Source organism: Leucobacter alluvii (assembly GCF_039530485.1).
Taxonomy (GTDB): Bacteria; Actinomycetota; Actinomycetes; order Actinomycetales; family Microbacteriaceae; genus Leucobacter; species Leucobacter alluvii.
In genome coordinates this window covers 70,712-86,257 of the sequence record NZ_BAAAOP010000006.1, presented here as the reverse complement: position 1 = coordinate 86,257, position 15,546 = coordinate 70,712, and the positions used below count along the sequence as shown (strand labels likewise).

Annotated in this window: 13 protein-coding genes and 1 pseudogene; 7 read left to right on the top strand and 7 right to left on the bottom strand. The window is 68.0% G+C overall.

Annotation, left to right across the window (positions count from 1 at the left end; translation table 11 throughout):
• Nucleotides 1–54 precede the first annotated feature (54 nt).
• Nucleotides 55–2,184 carry an acyltransferase family protein gene (locus ABFX18_RS08955; RefSeq protein ID WP_346058075.1) on the top strand — a complete coding sequence of 710 codons (2,130 nt, stop codon included), beginning with the start codon at nucleotides 55–57 and terminating at the stop codon, nucleotides 2,182–2,184.
• Here ABFX18_RS08955 and map read toward each other — a convergent pair.
• The gene (gene map / locus ABFX18_RS08950) at nucleotides 2,141–2,914 is read right to left on the bottom strand and encodes a type I methionyl aminopeptidase (RefSeq protein WP_346058074.1); all 774 of its coding nucleotides are present in this window, start codon (nucleotides 2,912–2,914) and stop codon (nucleotides 2,141–2,143) included. The two genes, ABFX18_RS08955 and map, sit on opposite strands and share 44 nt — an antisense overlap.
• Before the next feature lie 98 nt (nucleotides 2,915–3,012).
• Between map and ABFX18_RS08945 the strand changes: the two genes are divergently transcribed.
• The gene (locus tag ABFX18_RS08945; RefSeq protein WP_346058073.1) at nucleotides 3,013–3,882 is read left to right on the top strand and encodes a siderophore-interacting protein; all 870 of its coding nucleotides are present in this window, start codon (nucleotides 3,013–3,015) and stop codon (nucleotides 3,880–3,882) included.
• Between the two features lie 3 nt (nucleotides 3,883–3,885).
• On the opposite strand, the gene ABFX18_RS08940 is transcribed toward ABFX18_RS08945, so the two are convergent.
• A complete protein-coding gene (locus ABFX18_RS08940; RefSeq protein WP_336661741.1) occupies nucleotides 3,886–4,728 on the bottom strand; it encodes a glycosyltransferase in 843 nt (280 codons plus the stop codon).
• 320 nt (nucleotides 4,729–5,048) lie between these two features.
• On the opposite strand from ABFX18_RS08940, the gene ABFX18_RS08935 reads away from it, so the two are divergent.
• Nucleotides 5,049–6,080 carry a hypothetical protein gene (locus tag ABFX18_RS08935; protein WP_346058072.1) on the top strand — a complete coding sequence of 344 codons (1,032 nt, stop codon included), beginning with the start codon at nucleotides 5,049–5,051 and terminating at the stop codon, nucleotides 6,078–6,080.
• A gap of 62 nt (nucleotides 6,081–6,142) precedes the next feature.
• Here the strand turns inward: ABFX18_RS08935 and rlmB are convergent, their stop codons facing one another.
• From rlmB to phoU, 3 genes are all read right to left on the bottom strand, one after another.
• Nucleotides 6,143–7,141, bottom strand: a complete 999-nt coding sequence (gene rlmB / locus ABFX18_RS08930; protein ID WP_090151861.1) for a 23S rRNA (guanosine(2251)-2'-O)-methyltransferase RlmB — start codon at nucleotides 7,139–7,141, stop codon at nucleotides 6,143–6,145.
• On the bottom strand, nucleotides 7,138–8,592 hold the full coding sequence (gene cysS, locus ABFX18_RS08925; RefSeq protein WP_346058071.1) for a cysteine--tRNA ligase: 1,455 nt from the start codon (nucleotides 8,590–8,592) through the stop codon (nucleotides 7,138–7,140). The genes rlmB and cysS overlap by 4 nt, the downstream gene beginning before the upstream one ends.
• A gap of 132 nt (nucleotides 8,593–8,724) precedes the next feature.
• Entirely contained in the window at nucleotides 8,725–9,366 is a 642-nt protein-coding gene (phoU, locus tag ABFX18_RS08920; protein WP_346058070.1) for a phosphate signaling complex protein PhoU, read from the bottom strand.
• A gap of 136 nt (nucleotides 9,367–9,502) precedes the next feature.
• Here phoU and ABFX18_RS08915 point away from each other — a divergent pair, with 136 nt between their 5' ends.
• Together ABFX18_RS08915 and ABFX18_RS08910 are read left to right on the top strand one after the other, a co-directional pair.
• Nucleotides 9,503–10,756 carry a sensor histidine kinase gene (locus ABFX18_RS08915; protein WP_346058069.1) on the top strand — a complete coding sequence of 418 codons (1,254 nt, stop codon included), beginning with the start codon at nucleotides 9,503–9,505 and terminating at the stop codon, nucleotides 10,754–10,756.
• Nucleotides 10,756–11,451 (top strand): response regulator, encoded by a 696-nt coding sequence (locus tag ABFX18_RS08910; RefSeq protein WP_090151872.1) that lies wholly within the window; start codon nucleotides 10,756–10,758, stop codon nucleotides 11,449–11,451. The genes ABFX18_RS08915 and ABFX18_RS08910 overlap by 1 nt, the downstream gene beginning before the upstream one ends.
• Nucleotides 11,452–11,553: 102 nt before the next feature.
• Here ABFX18_RS08910 and ABFX18_RS08905 read toward each other — a convergent pair whose 3' ends face one another.
• The gene (locus tag ABFX18_RS08905; RefSeq protein ID WP_336661744.1) at nucleotides 11,554–12,171 is read right to left on the bottom strand and encodes a DNA modification methylase; all 618 of its coding nucleotides are present in this window, start codon (nucleotides 12,169–12,171) and stop codon (nucleotides 11,554–11,556) included.
• Between the two features lie 163 nt (nucleotides 12,172–12,334).
• On the opposite strand from ABFX18_RS08905, the gene ABFX18_RS08900 reads away from it, so the two are divergent.
• The gene (locus ABFX18_RS08900; RefSeq protein ID WP_346058068.1) at nucleotides 12,335–12,820 is read left to right on the top strand and encodes a CarD family transcriptional regulator; all 486 of its coding nucleotides are present in this window, start codon (nucleotides 12,335–12,337) and stop codon (nucleotides 12,818–12,820) included.
• Nucleotides 12,821–12,908: 88 nt separating this feature from the next.
• A pseudogene (gene ispD, locus ABFX18_RS14260) lies at nucleotides 12,909–14,191 on the top strand (2-C-methyl-D-erythritol 4-phosphate cytidylyltransferase).
• A gap of 218 nt (nucleotides 14,192–14,409) precedes the next feature.
• Here the strand turns inward: ispD and purM are convergent.
• A complete protein-coding gene (purM, locus tag ABFX18_RS08885; RefSeq protein ID WP_090151985.1) occupies nucleotides 14,410–15,519 on the bottom strand; it encodes a phosphoribosylformylglycinamidine cyclo-ligase in 1,110 nt (369 codons plus the stop codon).
• Nucleotides 15,520–15,546 lie beyond the last annotated feature (27 nt).

The window sequence follows — 15,546 nt, the reverse complement described above, 5'->3', positions numbered from 1 at the left end:
GCGATGGGCCGAGCGGGCGCGCCACCCGCAGTGGAAGTATCGCGCGGCCTGGGCGTGCCAGCATACCGCGACGACATTGACGGCCTCCGCGCCATCGCGGTGCTGCTCGTCGTGGTGTACCACGTCTGGCTCGGGCGGGTCTCGGGAGGCGTTGACGCTTTTCTCATGATCTCAGCGTTCCTGCTGACAGGTTCGCTCATGCGCCGGTTGGAGTCGACCGGCGGTGTGCGGGCCCCGACGCAGTGGATCCGCAACTTCAAACGCATGTTGCCTGCTGCGTCAATCGTCATCGCGGCGACGGTCACCATCGGCGTACAGATCTTGCCCGGTTCGACGCACGAGTCGCTCTGGCACCATGCCTGGGCGTCGCTCTTCTATTCGGAGAACTGGTTGCTCGCCTTCGAGAGCGCCGACTACTACGCCGACCACTCCCAGGCGAGCCCCCTCCAGCACTTCTGGTCCCTTTCCGTGCAGGGGCAGGTCTTCATCGTGTGGCCGTTGCTGTTCGTGCTGATCGCGCTGATCGCGAGGTTCGCGCGCGGCAGGATCCCTGCGCGCCGCATCGCCCTCGCTGTCTTCGGGGCGATCTTCGCGATCTCGCTGACGTACTCGATCCTGAGCACGGCCGCCGACCAGACCCTGGCGTACTTCAACACAGGTGCGCGGCTGTGGGAGTTCGCGGCCGGCTCGATCCTCGCCCTCACGATCCACCGACTGCGGCTCCCCGTGATCGCACGCGCGGTCATCGGCTGGATGGGACTCGCCGCCCTCATCGCCTGTGGCCTCGTGCTCGACGTGCAGGGTGGGTTTCCGGGGTATCTCGCCCTATGGCCCGTGGTGAGCGTTGCCGCAGTCATTGTCTCCGGAAACGACGAGGACCGTCGTTATGGGCCCGCGATGCTCCTCGAGAAGCCGCTCGTTCTGGCACTCGGAAGGAGTTCATATGCGCTGTATCTTGTGCATTGGCCAGCACTCGTCTTCATCCTGGCGGCCCGAGACGGTGCACCGCTCAATCTCATCGAGGGCCTGATCGTGATCCTCTGCGCTATCGCCGTCGCTCGCCTACTCACCGCAATCGTCGATACTCCACTGCGCCGACTCGAGTGGGTCAATCGTTCGAACTGGCGAGGTGCTGGAGTCATCGTCCTCTCCATCGCGCTCGTCGCTGCAATCATCGCGCCCGCGCAGTTGGAGGCGCGCAGTTTAGCAGAAACTGAAGCGACCGCGCTCGCGGAGGCTGAACAGCGGGCGAAGGAGCAGCGCACGTACCGCAACCCGGGCGCCCGCGTGCTCTTTGACGATTGGACGGGCAGGATAGCGACGAACGTCCCGCTGCGCCCCCGCCCAGCTGAAGTAGCCGACCAGTGGGGCACACTGTCCCGTAACTGCGGAGACGGAAGCATCGTCGATATTCCTTCGAGCGTGCCCGCTTGCCTCGACAACGAGATCTCCGAGCGCGAGGCCGATCGCACCATCGTCGTCGTCGGCGATTCGCACGCACAGCAGATGCTCGCACCAATCGACACCATCGGGAAACGTGAGAACTGGCGCGTCGTCTCATTTCTCCTCGGCGCATGCGCGTTCGGCCTGCGAGACGTGCAGCCGGACACCGACGGGTACTCCCGGCAGGAATGCCGGGATTGGAACGAAGATGTCATGGACCTCATCGAGGAGATCGACCCCGACGTTGTCTTCACCATCGGTACGCGGACCGTGGCGGCTAACTCCGAGAGTCCGAGCACAGCCGGGGAGAGCGAATCGGTGCCCGACGGGCTCGAGCGCGCCGTCAAGCGCCTCGGACGCATGGGGATTCCGACGATCTTGGTGCGCGACAATCCGCGTTTCACGTACAACGTTTACCAGTGCGTTGAGGAGGCCGAAGAGGGAAACCGCGATGTCAACGCCGAATGCGGGATTCAGGCGCACCAGACACTGGCTCGAACGAATCCACTCGACGAGCTGAAGTCAGGGCACGTCGCCGCACTCGACTTCAGCGCATACTACTGCCCCGATCGCTGCCCTGCGGTGATCGGCAATGTGGTCGTCTACATCGACAAGAACCATCTGAGCACGTTCTATCTCGACACCCTCGAACCCGTCATCGGCCGCGACCTCGTCGCGGCGCTCGACGATCTCGAGGCTACTTCGGCGGAAGCGTCAGAATCTCAGCGCCGTTCTCGGTGATCGCAACCGTGTGCTCGGAGTGAGCCGTGCGGCTTCCCGTCGCGCTGCGCAGCGTCCACCCGTCGGCATCGAAGACGAGCTTGTCGGTGTCCGCCATCACCCACGGCTCGATCGCGAGCAGCAGGCCCGGTCGCAGCCGGTAACCGCGGCCGGCGCGACCGTTGTTCGCGATGTGCGGATCCTGATGCATCGTGGACCCGATGCCGTGACCGCCGAACTCCATGTTGACGGAGTACCCGGCGCCCTTGAGCACCCTGCCGATCGCGTTCGAGATGTCGCCCAAGCGTGCATCGGGTCGCGCCGCAGCGATACCAGCGCGCAGCGCCTCCTCGGTCGTCTCGATGAGGGCGACATCGGCGGGGTCGCGCGTCTCACCGACGATGAAGCTGATGGCTGAGTCGGCGGCGATGCCGTCGACCGTGAGCGCGAGATCGAGGGTGAGCAAGTCGCCATCGACCAGAGCATAGTCGTGTGGCATGCCGTGCAGGACAGCATCGTTGACCGCCGTGCAGACGTAGTGACCGAACGGCCCATTGCCGAACGAGGGCGCGTAGTCGACGTAGCAGGAGACGCCGCCTCCGTCGCGAATCATCTCCCCCGTCAGTTGGTCGAGCTCGAGCAGGTTGGTACCAACGGCTGCGCGCTCCCGGAGCGTCTGGAGAATAGCACCGACAAGGGCCCCCGCGCGTCGCGCGCGGCTCAACTGGTCGTCGTTCAATATTTCAATCATCGATCTTCATCGTACTCGTGACTGCGCGTGCACGGTCGAGCCTGTGATTCGTCCGACGAAGCTAGAGCAGAGCAGCTCAGCAGGGATACGGTGAAGGGATGAATGAAACCACTGCCCGTCGACGGGTCGGCCCACCGCGCGTCCTGACCGTCGAACGCACCGAACGCGTCAGCCCGCACCTCGTGCGCGTTCACCTCGGTGGCGAGGACTTCGCCGCGTTCATAGGCGAAGCCGATCCCGCCCGCCTTACGAAGACCGACAAGTACGTGAAGCTGCTGTTCGCGAAGCCCGAACTCGGTCTCGAGCCTCCGTATGATCTCGAAGCGCTCCGGGAGCGGCTGCCGCTCGCAGACCTGCCGGTACGACGCACCTACACGATCCGCTCGATTGACGCGGCGACCCAGACGCTCGCTATCGAGTTCGTCGTGCACGGCGACGAGGGCATCGCAGGGCCCTGGGCGGCATCTGCGAAACCGGGTGATCTTCTTTGCTTCTCGGGCCCGGGCGGAGTGTTCGAACCTTCCATGAACTCCCTCGTGCCCAGGTTGTACCTCGGGGACGAATCAGCGCTCCCCGCGATCGCGGCAGCACTGGAAGCCACGCCCGCGAGCGCGCACGGACTCGTGCTCCTCGAAGTGGGAAGCGAAGCAGATCGGATCGAATTGCGTCGCCCCGCAGGGATCGAGGTGAGATGGCTGTTCCGCGAACACGCCGATGGCAGCAGCGCAGTGCACGGTACGACGCTGGTTGCAGCGGCATGTGAGCTGCCGGCCCCCGAGGTCACTCCCGAGGTCTTCGCCCACGGTGAACGAGGAGCGATGAAAGAACTTCGCGTTCTCTTGCACGACACCTGGGGCATCGAACGACGCGCGCTGTCACTCTCCGCGTATTGGGCCCTCGGCCGCGCTGAGGACGGCTTCCAGGCAGAAAAGCGCAACGCGGCCGGGCAGATCTTCGAGAGCGACTAGACGCTACGCGCGATCCCCGGGAAGCCCTCGGCTGATCAGGCGCCTGAACAGCACGCGCTTCACTCCCGCGGGCAGCAGGCGGTACGCGCCCTTCATCGCGACGTTGCGCGCGTACTGCGGCACGGTCACGAAGCCCATGCGCAGCAGCTCCCGCTGCAACTTCCACTCGGTGCGGGCTTCGCGCCATCCGCCGCGGCGCGCGAACGAGCCGGAGCCGACGCGATACCGCAGCAGCGGCTCCGCGATGTTCTCGACGCGCGCCCCCGAGTCGATGAGGCGCACACCGAGCCAATAGTCTTCCATTCGCCCGAAGGGCTCGTACCGACCGATCCGCTCCAGCGCGGAGACGCGGTACATCATCGTCGGGTGGTTGAACGGGTTGTGGGTGCGCGCGTGCTCCCGGATGCGGGCGGCACCGACGGGCGGGGTGCGGACGGAGGCCGGGCGATCCGGATCGGACTCGAACTCCGCCATCCCCGTGCCCACCAGGTCGAATCCCGCCTCGATCAGCTCCCACTGCCGGGCGAAGCGCTCGGGCACGGAGACGTCGTCGGCGTCCATGCGGGCGATGACCGGATGACTGACGGCGTCGAGCCCGCGATTGAGCGCTTCGGCAAGGCCGAGGTTCTCGGGGAGGCGCACGAGCCGAACGGGAATGGGGCTCTCGGCCACGATGCGGTCGAGTTCGGCCGCGAGCGCGTCGGGCACCGGCCCGTCTTGCACGATCACGGCCTCGGCCGGACTCAGCGTCTGCTCCCCCACCGAGCTTCGGAACGCGGTTCGCACGAATGCGGGATCGTCACCGGCGTACACCGGAAGGAGCAGGGAGAAATCGGCGGTCGGCACGTTATCCACCCTAGCGCGCGGCGTTCACCGGGCCCCTGGCCCCGGGCCCTGCCCCTTGCTCCTCCTGCTCCCCTTGCTCCCTTCCCTCCACCCCCGTGAGCGGTCAGTAAGGTGCACCAAACCCGCGGATCGTGCACTTTAATGACCGCTCACGCGGGGAGCGGGTGCACGGGCTCCGACAACCGCACGGGAAGGGAAGGGCAGGGCATGGCAGCGCGTTTGCTTCGCTCACAGGGGCCCGCGAACGCCTTGGGCGCCGGGTTCTTCAGAGATCGAGCACCACTCCTGATTGAGCGAACACCGAACGGCAGACTGAATGCATGGCACGGCCCCACGCACCGCTTCCCGGGTGTTTGGGGGCGACGTTCACCACCTCGGAAGCGCGCGCTGCCGGTGTCTCGTCGCGGCGTCTGGCCGGTCCCGATATCGAACGAGTCGTGCGCGGCGTGTACCGCCGCATCGACTTCGGTGCCGGCGATGCATCAGACCTCCATCCTGCGGAGCGCTGGCGCCAGCTGCAGTTCACGAAAGCTTGCGCCGTGTTGAGGGCGCTTTCCCACGGCCAGTACTTCAGTCACGCCACCGCTGCCGTGATCCTCGGGCTGCCCGTGCCGCACCGTGCGGACAACGACATCGATGCGGCCTGCAGCGCCGACCGGTGGGTGTCGCGGGCCCCCGGGGTGCGCAGTCATCGTCTCGCGCCGGGCCTCGTGCGCGTGGGTATCGCTCGCGGCCTTCCGACCGCGTCGCCCGCAGACGTCTGGGCAATGCTCGGCGACGAGCTTTCGCTCCCCGACCTCGTCGCCCTCGGCGACGCCGTGATCCGCCGCCCGCGCATTCCCGGAACGCAGCGACTCGAGCGTGCACCGCTCGCGACGCTCGCCGACCTCGAGGCGGTCATCACCGCGATGCGCCGCCGCGGCAACGCGGCACTGCGCCAGGCGCTTCCGCTCCTGGTCACGGGCAGCGCCTCAGCCCCCGAGAGCCACCTGCGCCTCAAGCTGCACGAGTGGGGCCTGCCGCAACCCGAGCTCGACGTCGACGTGTACAACGCGGCCGGTCGCCTACTCGGCGCCAGCGAACTCGCGTATCCGCAGTACAAGATCGCCCTCGAATACGAGGGGTCGCACCATCGCGTGCACGCAGCGCAGTGGAACCGCGATATCGACAAGTACCACGCGTATGAGAGCGCGGGTTGGCGGGCGATCCGAATCACGGGATCGCTGCAGTACGGTCGCGCGCCCGTGCTCCGTTCGCGCGTGGAATCGGCGCTGCGCGAACGCGGTTGGACCCCAATGACGCGCGACCGGTCAGTAACGTGCACCAAACCCGCGAATCGTGCACGTTACTGACCGCTCACCGGCGGCACGAGGCGCCCGGGCGAAAGTGACCGCTCACGGGGGCGCGACGCGGCTTACGCTCCGGCGCGCTCGGCGCGGAGACGAGCGATCTCGTAGAGCGAGACGCTCGCCGCGATGCCCGCGTTCAACGATTCGGTTGCCGACGAGATGGGGATCGACACGACCGCGTCGCACGTCTCGGTGACCAGACGGGAGAGCCCCTTGCCTTCGCTGCCGACGACGACGACGACCGGGCGATCCGCCAGCTCGAGACCGGGCAGCGACACCTCGCCGTCGCCGTCGAGCCCGACGACGAACACGCCCTGCTTCTTGAACTCCTTGAGCGTCTGCGTCAGGTTCGACGCCATCGCGACGGGCACGCGCGCTGCCGCGCCGGCCGACGTCTTCCACGCCGCCGAGTTCAGACTCGCCGAACGCCGCTGCGGCACGATGACCGCGTGTCCGCCGAACGCGGCGACCGAACGAATAATGGCGCCGAGGTTGCGGGGGTCGGTCACACCGTCGAGGGCGACGAACAGCGGTGTCTCGCCGCGATCGATCACCTCGTCGAGCACCTCCATCGGGTGCGCGTGCTCCAGCGGCGGCACCTTGAGCACGACGCCCTGGTGCACGGTGTCGCGCTCGACCATGCGGTCCATCTCGGGGCGCATGATCTCGAGCACGGCGAGGCCGCGGTTCGTCGCGTTGCGCAGGATCTCGCGCATGCGATCGTCCATCTCGACGCGCGCCGCGATGTAGAGCGTGGTGGCAGGAATCTTCGCCCGCAGCGCCTCGAGCACGGCGTTGCGGCCGGTGACGAGTTCGCTCTCATCCTTCTTGTTACGGCCCCCGCGCTCGGCCGGGCGGCCGGTGCGCTCGGTGTACCGGGCCTTCGCGGCGTCGTAGCGCTCGCGGGCCTTCTTCTCTTTGTACTTGGCGTGGTACTCGCGGTCTTCGGCGCGCGGCGTGGGGCCGCGACCCTCGAGCGCCTGGCGCCCTTGACCACCCGAACCGACGGCCTTGCCGAGGCCCTTCTTGCGTACGGCGCCAGTGCGGCTCTTCTTATTCGTCATGTCAGGCTCCAGCGGGGTCCGTTCGGGGTGTCTTCGAGCGCGATGCCGGCTGACAGCAACCGGTCGCGGATCGCGTCGCTCGTAGCGAAGTCTTTATCGGCGCGCGCCCGGGTGCGCTGTGCGAGGAGGTCATCGACCAGGGTGCCGAGTGCGGACTCGGCGTTGCTCGTGTCGGCGTTGCTCGCAGCCCAGTGCGGGTCGCGCGGATGCAAGCCGAGAACGTCAAGCATACGCGAGACTTCGCCGCCGTGGTGTGCCGCGAGCTGAGCATCGCCCTCCGCCAGCGCCGAGTTGCCGGCGCGCACCGCGTCATGCACTGCGGCGAGGGCCTGCGGGATCGCGAAGTCGTCGAGCATCGCAGCGACGAACGCAGCGGGAAGGCGGTCGGCGGCGCCGCCCGCGTCGGAGTCCCCGGTCGTCGTGTCGAAGCCGGGCAGCTCCGCCACCCGCTCGAGGAATCCCTCGATGCGCGAGAACGCCGTTTCGGCTTCGGCGAGTGACGTCTCCGAGAATTCGAGCACCGAGCGATAATGCGCCGAGCCGAGGAAATAGCGCAGCACGATGGGGCGCGCCTGCGCGAGCAGGTCTTCGGCGAACAGCGAGTTGCCGAGCGACTTCGACATCTTCTGGCCGCCCGTGTTCACGAGGCCGTTGTGAATCCAGTGCCGCGCGAAGGGGTGGCCCGCTGCCTGCGACTGCGCGAGCTCGTTCTCGTGATGCGGGAAGCGCAGGTCGAGCCCGCCGCCGTGGATGTCGAATTCCTCACCCAGGTAGCGCGTCGCCATCGCCGAGCACTCGATGTGCCAGCCCGGCCGTCCGAGACCCCACGGCGACGGCCACGCCGCCGTCAGCGGTTCGCCGTCGCGGTGCGCCTTCCACAGCGCGAAGTCCCGGGGGTCGCGCTTGCCGACCGGCTCGGAGTCTGCGGCGTCCTCCATCTGATCGCTCTGCTGCCGTGTGAGGGCGCCGTAGTCGGGCCAACTCGCCGTGTCGAAGTAGACGCTCGCAGAGCCGTCCGCTGCCGCGTATGCGTGACCGCGCTCGATCAGCAGCTCGATGAGCTCGACCATCTCGCGAATGTTGGCCGTCGCGCGCGGTTCGTAGGTGGGGGCCTGCACGCCGATCGCGTCGTACGCTGCGGAGAAGACCCGCTCGACGCGGTAGGCCAGCGCCCACCACTCCTCGCTCGAGCCCTGCTCCGCCTGTGCGAGCCGCGCATTGTCGAGAATCTTGTCGTCGATGTCGGTGACGTTGCGTATGAGGGTGACGTCGTGCCCGGTCGCGGCGAACCACCGCCGCATCTGGTCGTAGACCAGTGCGCTGCGGAGGTGCCCGATGTGGGGCGCGGACTGCACGGTCGGGCCGCACACGTAGAGACCGACCCTGCCGGCTTCGAGCGGGATGAAGTCGACGATCGCCTGCGCGCGCGAGTCGTAGATGCGTTGAGTCACGGGTATCAGCCTACCGCCGGTGCTCGCGAGCGGCCCGCTGCCGTCGCACGGCGGCCGTATGCTGGGCCCGCCGCAGAAGCGACTGCGCCCCGTCCGGCGCAGAGCCGAACGGGGCACGGATGATAGCGGGTCTCAGTCGAGCGAGCCGCTGATGAAGTACTGGATCTGACGTGCGATACCGACGGCATGATCGCCGAAGCGCTCGTGATACCGGCTCGCGAGCGTCGAATCGACCACGTTCGCCGGGGTCTCGGCGAGGTTGTCGCTGAGCACCTTCTCGAACACCTTCGCGTGGAGCTCGTCGAGATCATCGTCCAGGTCGCGCACCTCGGCGATGATGCGGGGCTCCTGCGTGCGCAGCAGATCGACGATCTTCCTCGCCATCTCCACATCGAGCTCTCCCATGCGGGCGAACGTCTTGGTGAGCCCCGCGGGGATCGCGCTCTCGGGGTACCGGTAGCGGGCGAGCTGGGCGATGTGCTGCGCCAGGTCGGCCATGCGCTCGAGCGACGCACTCATGCGCAACGACCCCACCATCAGGCGCAGATCGGAGGCGACCGGCTGCTGGCGGGCCAGGATGTCGATGGTCAGCTGATCGAGCTCGGCGGCCAGGATCTCGATCTCGTCGACGCGGTCGATGACCTTCTCGGCGATCGCGACGTCCGAGCTGCCGAAGGCGGTAGTCGCCTCGGTGATGGCCTGCTCGACCAGTTCGGCGATCAGTACCAGGCGATCTTGCACATCGCGAAGCGACTGCTGAAAGACCTCACGCATGGGGTTTCCTCTCTGTCTGCGCAGACGCGCAACCTCAACCAGTTTGTGCGGGACCGATGAACCACGGCGCACCAACAGGTAAACAACAGTTGAACTCTGGGGTCCCGACTCTGTGCGCGCATCTACGATGAGAGACATGGACCCGACCCTGCTCGTACTCGCTGCGACAGCACTCGGCATACTCATCGGCGTAGGCACCACCCTAGCAATCGTGGGGGCTCGCGCGGCAGGGGTTCGGCGGGCCAAGGAGATGCGGCCGGAACTGCCGGAGGTGGCGACCGCCATCCTCGACGAAGTCGACACCTTCGCCGTGGTACTCGACTCGGCCCTCGCGCCGGTCTACGTCAACCCGGTCGCCCGCCAGGAGCGGCACCTGAGCGACGACGAGCTGATGGACACCGAGTTCCTCGCTCGCGTGCGCCGGGTGATGTCGTCGGGCATCCCCGACACGCACGATCCCGATCCCAGCGATCCGTCGGACACCGTGCGCATCCACATCGTGCGCCTGCAGCAGCGCTTCGTGGTGATCCTCGCCGAGGACATGGGCGAGGAGCAGCGCGTCAACGCGATGCGCCGCGATTTCATCGCGAACGTGAGTCACGAGCTGAAGACGCCGATCGCGGCGATCGGGCTCCTCTCCGAAGCGGTGCAGGAGGCCGCCGACGAGCCGGTGCTGGTGCGAGACTTCGCGAAGAGCCTGGTGAAGGAGTCCCGCCGGCTCGGCGAGCTCTCCCGCGACATCATCCAGCTCTCCGAAGCCCAGTCGACGCTGCGTCCGGAGGATCGCGAGTCGGTCTCGTTGATCGACCTCGTGCGCGCGGAGGTCGAGACCCACCGCGCCTTCGCGGAGCAGCACCGGGTCGACCTCGTCATCACGGCGGACAACTCGAAGGATCGCGATGCGGTGATCCTCGGCCGCCCGACCTCGCTCAGCTCGGCCGTCGCCAATCTGCTCAGCAACGCCATTCGGCACTCCCCCGAGGGCGGACGCGTCGGCGTCGGCATGGCACGGGAGAAGAACCGCTTCATCGTCACGGTGACCGACCAGGGCGAGGGAATCCCGTCAGAGCACCTCCCCCGCATCTTCGAACGCTTCTACCGGGTCGACGGGGCGCGCACCCGCGTCGACGGCGGCACGGGTCTGGGCCTCAGCATCGCGCGGCACACCATGCGGGCGCACGGTGGCGACGTCGACGTGTGGTCGCAGCAGGGCGTCGGCTCGAGCTTCACGCTGACCTTCCCGCTGCAGCTCGAGAACGATCCGACGAAGAGCGCGAAGCGCGTCAAGAAGGCGAAGCGCGCGTTCAAGACGGCCGTGCGCGCGAACGAGGCGGCTCGCACCATTCCACCGGTTCCCACGGAGCCGGACCATGAGAAGGGACCACAGTAGTGGCACAACACATCCTGCTCGTCGAAGACGAGGAGTCGATCTCCCGGCCGCTCTCCTTCTTGCTCGAGCGCGAGGGATACCGGGTCACGGTCGTCGACGACGGCGCCGAAGCGGTCACGACCTTCGCAGCCGCACAGCCCGACCTCGTGCTGCTCGACCTGATGCTGCCCAGCCTGCCCGGCACGGAAGTCTGCCGCGCGATCCGCCAGACCTCGCAGGTGCCGGTGATCATGCTCACCGCGAAAGACAGCGAGATCGACATCGTGGTGGGCCTCGAGCTCGGCGCCGACGACTACATCACGAAGCCGTACTCGACCCGCGAGCTGCTCGCCCGCGTGCGGGCGGCGCTGCGGCGCTCGGGATCCGCCGAAGAGGAACGCGTCGACGACTTCGACGCCCTCGTACTCGACGAGCTCGGCGTGCGCCTCGACTCGGAGCGGCACGCGGTCGCGGTGCGCGGCGAGGAGATCTCGATGCCGTTGCGCGAATTCGAACTGCTCGAGATGCTCATGCGTCACGCCGGTCGCGTACTCACCCGCGGTCAACTCATCGACCGCGTCTGGGGCAGCAACTACTACGGCGACACGAAGACCCTCGACGTGCACATCAAGCGCATCCGCGCCCGGATCGAGGAGGAGCCCTCGAAGCCGAAGCTCATCTCCACCGTGCGCGGGGTCGGGTACCGCTTCGGGTAGCCGGCGACGCGGGCGCGCGACGCATGAGAAAGCCCCCGCGATCCTGACGGATCCGGGGGCTTCTTCGAACGACCGCTCGGAGTCGGTCGACTCAGCGTCGGTCTACTCGGAGTCGGTCTCCCCGGCGGCGGCTTCCTCGTCGGTCACATCGTCGCCGGTCTTCGACTGATCCGCGATCTCGTCGGCCTCGGTGATCTTCTCGCCCACGGTGCTGTCTTCGCTCTTGCTCGCGGTGAAGTCTGCCGGGAGTACGTACTTGCGGTACTCCTCGAGCGTGCCGTCCAGCACGGGCACCTTGTAGGGAACCTCAGCGGCGCCCGCGACCTGGAAGTACGCCTCGATCGTCGCGCCGACCTCGAGCCCGTCGATGGACACGAGCACGGGGGTCTCCTCGCCCTCGGGATCACCGAAGAGCGTGTTGCCCGTCGGCACCTCGAAATCGGCGCTCGCCTGCTGCGATCCGGAGCCCATGAACGTGATCGTGAGATCCTGCGGCTCGCCGCTCCGGTTCACCGCACCGAAGACCACGTTGAAGTTGTCGCCCGACTCGTCCGCGACGAGCATGATGTTGCGCACATCGACGGGGCCGGCATCGACGTTGACTCCGTCGCTCGGACCGTAAGGGGTTGCGGTGGCGATCGGAGCGACGAGGCTGCAGCCGGTCGCGCCGAGCACGATGGCCGCCGCAACAGCGACGGTCGAGGCGATCCGAGTCTTCAAGGTGGTCCTCCGAGCCGTATGGTGATCCGCGATGTGCGCGCTGAATCACAAGCGCACAGTTGAGATCATCTTATCGGCGGCATCGCCGGCCTGCAGCTTAGGCTCTCCTAACTTCAGCGGCGCGCTGTGATATTCTGGACCCGGATCGTGAAGGAGCCGTTCGATGCAATTCGAGGTCGGAGAAACCGTCGTGTACCCCCACCACGGTGCTGCGAGAATCATCGATGTCAAGCAGCGCAAGGTCGGTGGCCGAGAGCAGACGTTCTTGAAGCTGCGGGTCAGCGAAGACAATCTCACGATCGAGGTTCCCGCGGAGAACTGCGAACTCGTCGGCGTCCGCGACGTCATCGACCGAGCGGGACTCGAGCGGGTGTTCGACGTTCTTCGCGCTCCCTTCACCGAGGAGCCGACGAACTGGTCGAGGCGCTACAAGGCGAACCTCGAGAAGCTCGCGTCGGGCGACGTGCTCAAGGTGTCGGAGGTGGTGCGCGACCTGTGGCGCCGCGACCGCGACATCCGCGCGCTCTCCGCGGGCGAGAAGCGCATGCTCGCCAAGGCGCGCCAGATTCTCGTCTCCGAGATCGCGCTCGCCGAGAAGACCGACGAGCTGCAGGCCGGCTCGCTCGTCGACGAGGTACTCGCCTCTTAGGCCTCGCCGCCTTCCCTCCGGCCGAGCAGGGCCGAGCCCGTCACCCCGAGCGCTACGCCTCGGGTCTCCGCGCGAGTAGCCTGGGCGCATGAGCAGCTCAGCTTTTCTCACCGAAGCGGACGACGCCGTTCCGCACCCGCTCGCGACACTGGGGGTCGTACTCGTCGGTGCGGGCAGCGGGCAGCGCCTCGGCGCGGCGCAGCCGAAGGCGTTCTTCGAGTTGCACGGCCGCCCGCTGATCGAGTTCGGCATCGGCGTCGTCACCTCGCTTCCGCACGCCGGGCACCTCGTGGTCGTGGTACCGGAGACCCATGCGGCCCAGACGCTCGATCTCGTTGAGCAGGTGCTGCCCGATCGCACCCGGTGGGAGGTGTCCGTCGTCCCCGGCGGCCGGGAGCGCTACGAATCCGTGCGTTTCGGCCTCGACGCACTGCCCGAATCGATCGACACGGTACTCGTGCACGATGCGGCGCGTCCGTTCGCCAGCGTCGGCCTGTTCGAGCGCGTGATCGCCGAGGTGCGGGCGACGGGTGACGGCATCGTGCCGGCGCTCCGCGTCACCGACACTTTGAAGCGGGTCGATGCCGACGGCCTCGTCCACGAGACGGTGGATCGCGATGCGCTCGTCGGGGTGCAGACTCCGCAGGGGTTCCCGCGCGAGGTGCTGGCTGCAGCGTACGCCGATGCCGAGCTGCAGAGCGATTCCCCGACGGATGATGCGGCCGTGGTGCAGCGCGGCGGCGGACGGGTGCGGACGGTGCCGGGCGAGCTGCGCGCCCACAAGCTCACGACGCCCGATGACATCGCGATCCTCGAGCATTTTCTGGCGGCGAACATCGCCGGGCTGGAGACTGAGCAGTGATTCGCGTCGGCACGGGATTCGACGTGCACGCGTACGCCGACGCCGACGCCGAGGCTGCAGCGGACGGCCAGAGCCGCGCCGAACCCGTGCTGCGACTCGCCGGCCTCGATTGGCCGGGCGAGCCGGCGCTCGCAGGCCACAGCGACGGCGACGCGGTCTGCCACGCGGTGGTCGACGCCCTGCTGTCGGCTGCCGGCCTCGGTGATATCGGCGGGCTGGTCGGAGTCGACGAGCCCGGCACGGCCGGGGCGGCGAGCACGGGATTCGTGACGACGGCCATCGAACGGCTCGCGTCGAACGGCTGGTCGCCGGTGAACGTGTCCGTGCAGATCGTCGGCAATCGGCCGCGGTTCGCCCCACGACGCGACGAGGCTCAGCTCGTGATGTCGGAGCTCGTCGGGGCTCCCGTCACCCTCTCCGCAACGACGACCGATCACCTCGGCTTCACGGGCCGGGGCGAGGGCCTCGCGGTCATCGCGACGGCGCTCATCGCACGCGCCGACGCCTGAGCGCGAGCAGGCCGCGAGCCGCGGCCCTGCGCCTCGCTCCCCCGTATGCCTGCCTGCGCGCTTGCCGACCCCCGCGCGTTGTCGGGTCGGCGAGAGCGCGCTTCAGCACCGATAGCTCGCACGACTCAGCACAAAGTGCGCTCTCGAGGGACCGAGCGCACGGGCCGAGCGCGCGAAGCCGCTCGGGGCGCGATGCCACCCGCGCGACGTGCGGGACCCTACGCCGCGTACGACCCCACGAGGCGCACTGCGCCGCCCTGCACGCCCTTGGCTCCCTGCTCGAAGCCGGCGAGATCGCGCGAGGATGCGGAGATCGAACCCGCGACCCACACGTCGAGCCCTTCGGCAGTGAGCGCGGCGGCGACATGCTGCGCCGACGCTGCGTCGACCACGGCGAACATGCCGATGCCGAGGTTCCAGGCGCCCTCGACCGACTCGAGCGAGTGCCCGCCGAGGTCGGCGAGATGCCGGAAGACGGGAAGCGGCGACCAGGCACCGCGATCCAACTCGGTCCACATGCCGACGGGCAGCACCCGGGCGAGGTTCGCCGCGATGCCTCCGCCGGTCACGTGGGAGAGGGCGTGGATCGCACCGTCGAGCGCTGGGTCCTCGAGCACGCGCAGCAGCGGCGAGGTGTAGAGCGCTGTCGGTACGAGCAGCGCCTCGCCGTAGCTCGAGCCGAGGTCGGCGCTCGCATCCGTGTACGCGACGCCCTTCGACGCGAGAATGTGGCGCACGAGCGAGAACCCGTTCGAGTGCAGTCCGGAGGCGCCGAGGGCGAGGATCACGTCGCCGTCGGCGACGCGCTCCGGCCCGAGCACGCGATCGGCCTCGACCACGCCGACCGCGGCGCCGGCGACATCGTAGTCGTCCGGTCCGAGCAGCCCGGGGTGCTCCGCGGTCTCACCGCCGACGAGCGCAGTGCCGGTGGCCTCGCAGGCCTCGGCGATCCCGCGCACGATGTCGGCGATGCGCTGCGGCACGACCTTGCCGCAGGCGATGTAGTCGGTCATGGCGAGCGGCTTGGCGCCCACCACGACGATGTCGTCGACGATCATGGCGACGAGGTCCTGCCCGATGGTGTCGTGGATGTCCATGGCCTGGGCGATGGCGACCTTCGTGCCCACCCCGTCGGTCGCGCTCGCGAGCAGCGGTCGACGGTACTCCTTCAAGGCAGAGGCGTCGAACAGCCCGGCGAATCCGCCGACGCCCCCGATCACCTCGGGCCCGTGGGTGCGCGTCACCGCGGACTTCATCAGCTCGACGGCCAGGTCGCCGGCAGCGGTATCGACTCCGGACTGGGCATAGATCGACGCGTTTTCGCTCACCCGACCAGCGTACCTTGCGGTGCAGCG

What these genes read in the sequence shown, in the direction of transcription:
- ABFX18_RS08915 (WP_346058069.1), top strand. Translation starts at nt 9,503, where the DNA reads ATGGACCCGACCCTGCTCGTACTCGCTGCGACAGCACTCGGCATACTC.
- map (WP_346058074.1), bottom strand. Translation starts at nt 2,914, where the DNA reads ATGATTGAAATATTGAACGACGACCAGTTGAGCCGCGCGCGACGCGCG.
- ABFX18_RS08900 (WP_346058068.1), top strand. Translation starts at nt 12,335, where the DNA reads ATGCAATTCGAGGTCGGAGAAACCGTCGTGTACCCCCACCACGGTGCT.
- phoU (WP_346058070.1), bottom strand. Translation starts at nt 9,366, where the DNA reads ATGCGTGAGGTCTTTCAGCAGTCGCTTCGCGATGTGCAAGATCGCCTG.
- ABFX18_RS08945 (WP_346058073.1), top strand. Translation starts at nt 3,013, where the DNA reads ATGAATGAAACCACTGCCCGTCGACGGGTCGGCCCACCGCGCGTCCTG.
- rlmB (WP_090151861.1), bottom strand. Translation starts at nt 7,141, where the DNA reads ATGACGAATAAGAAGAGCCGCACTGGCGCCGTACGCAAGAAGGGCCTC.
- ABFX18_RS08935 (WP_346058072.1), top strand. Translation starts at nt 5,049, where the DNA reads ATGGCACGGCCCCACGCACCGCTTCCCGGGTGTTTGGGGGCGACGTTC.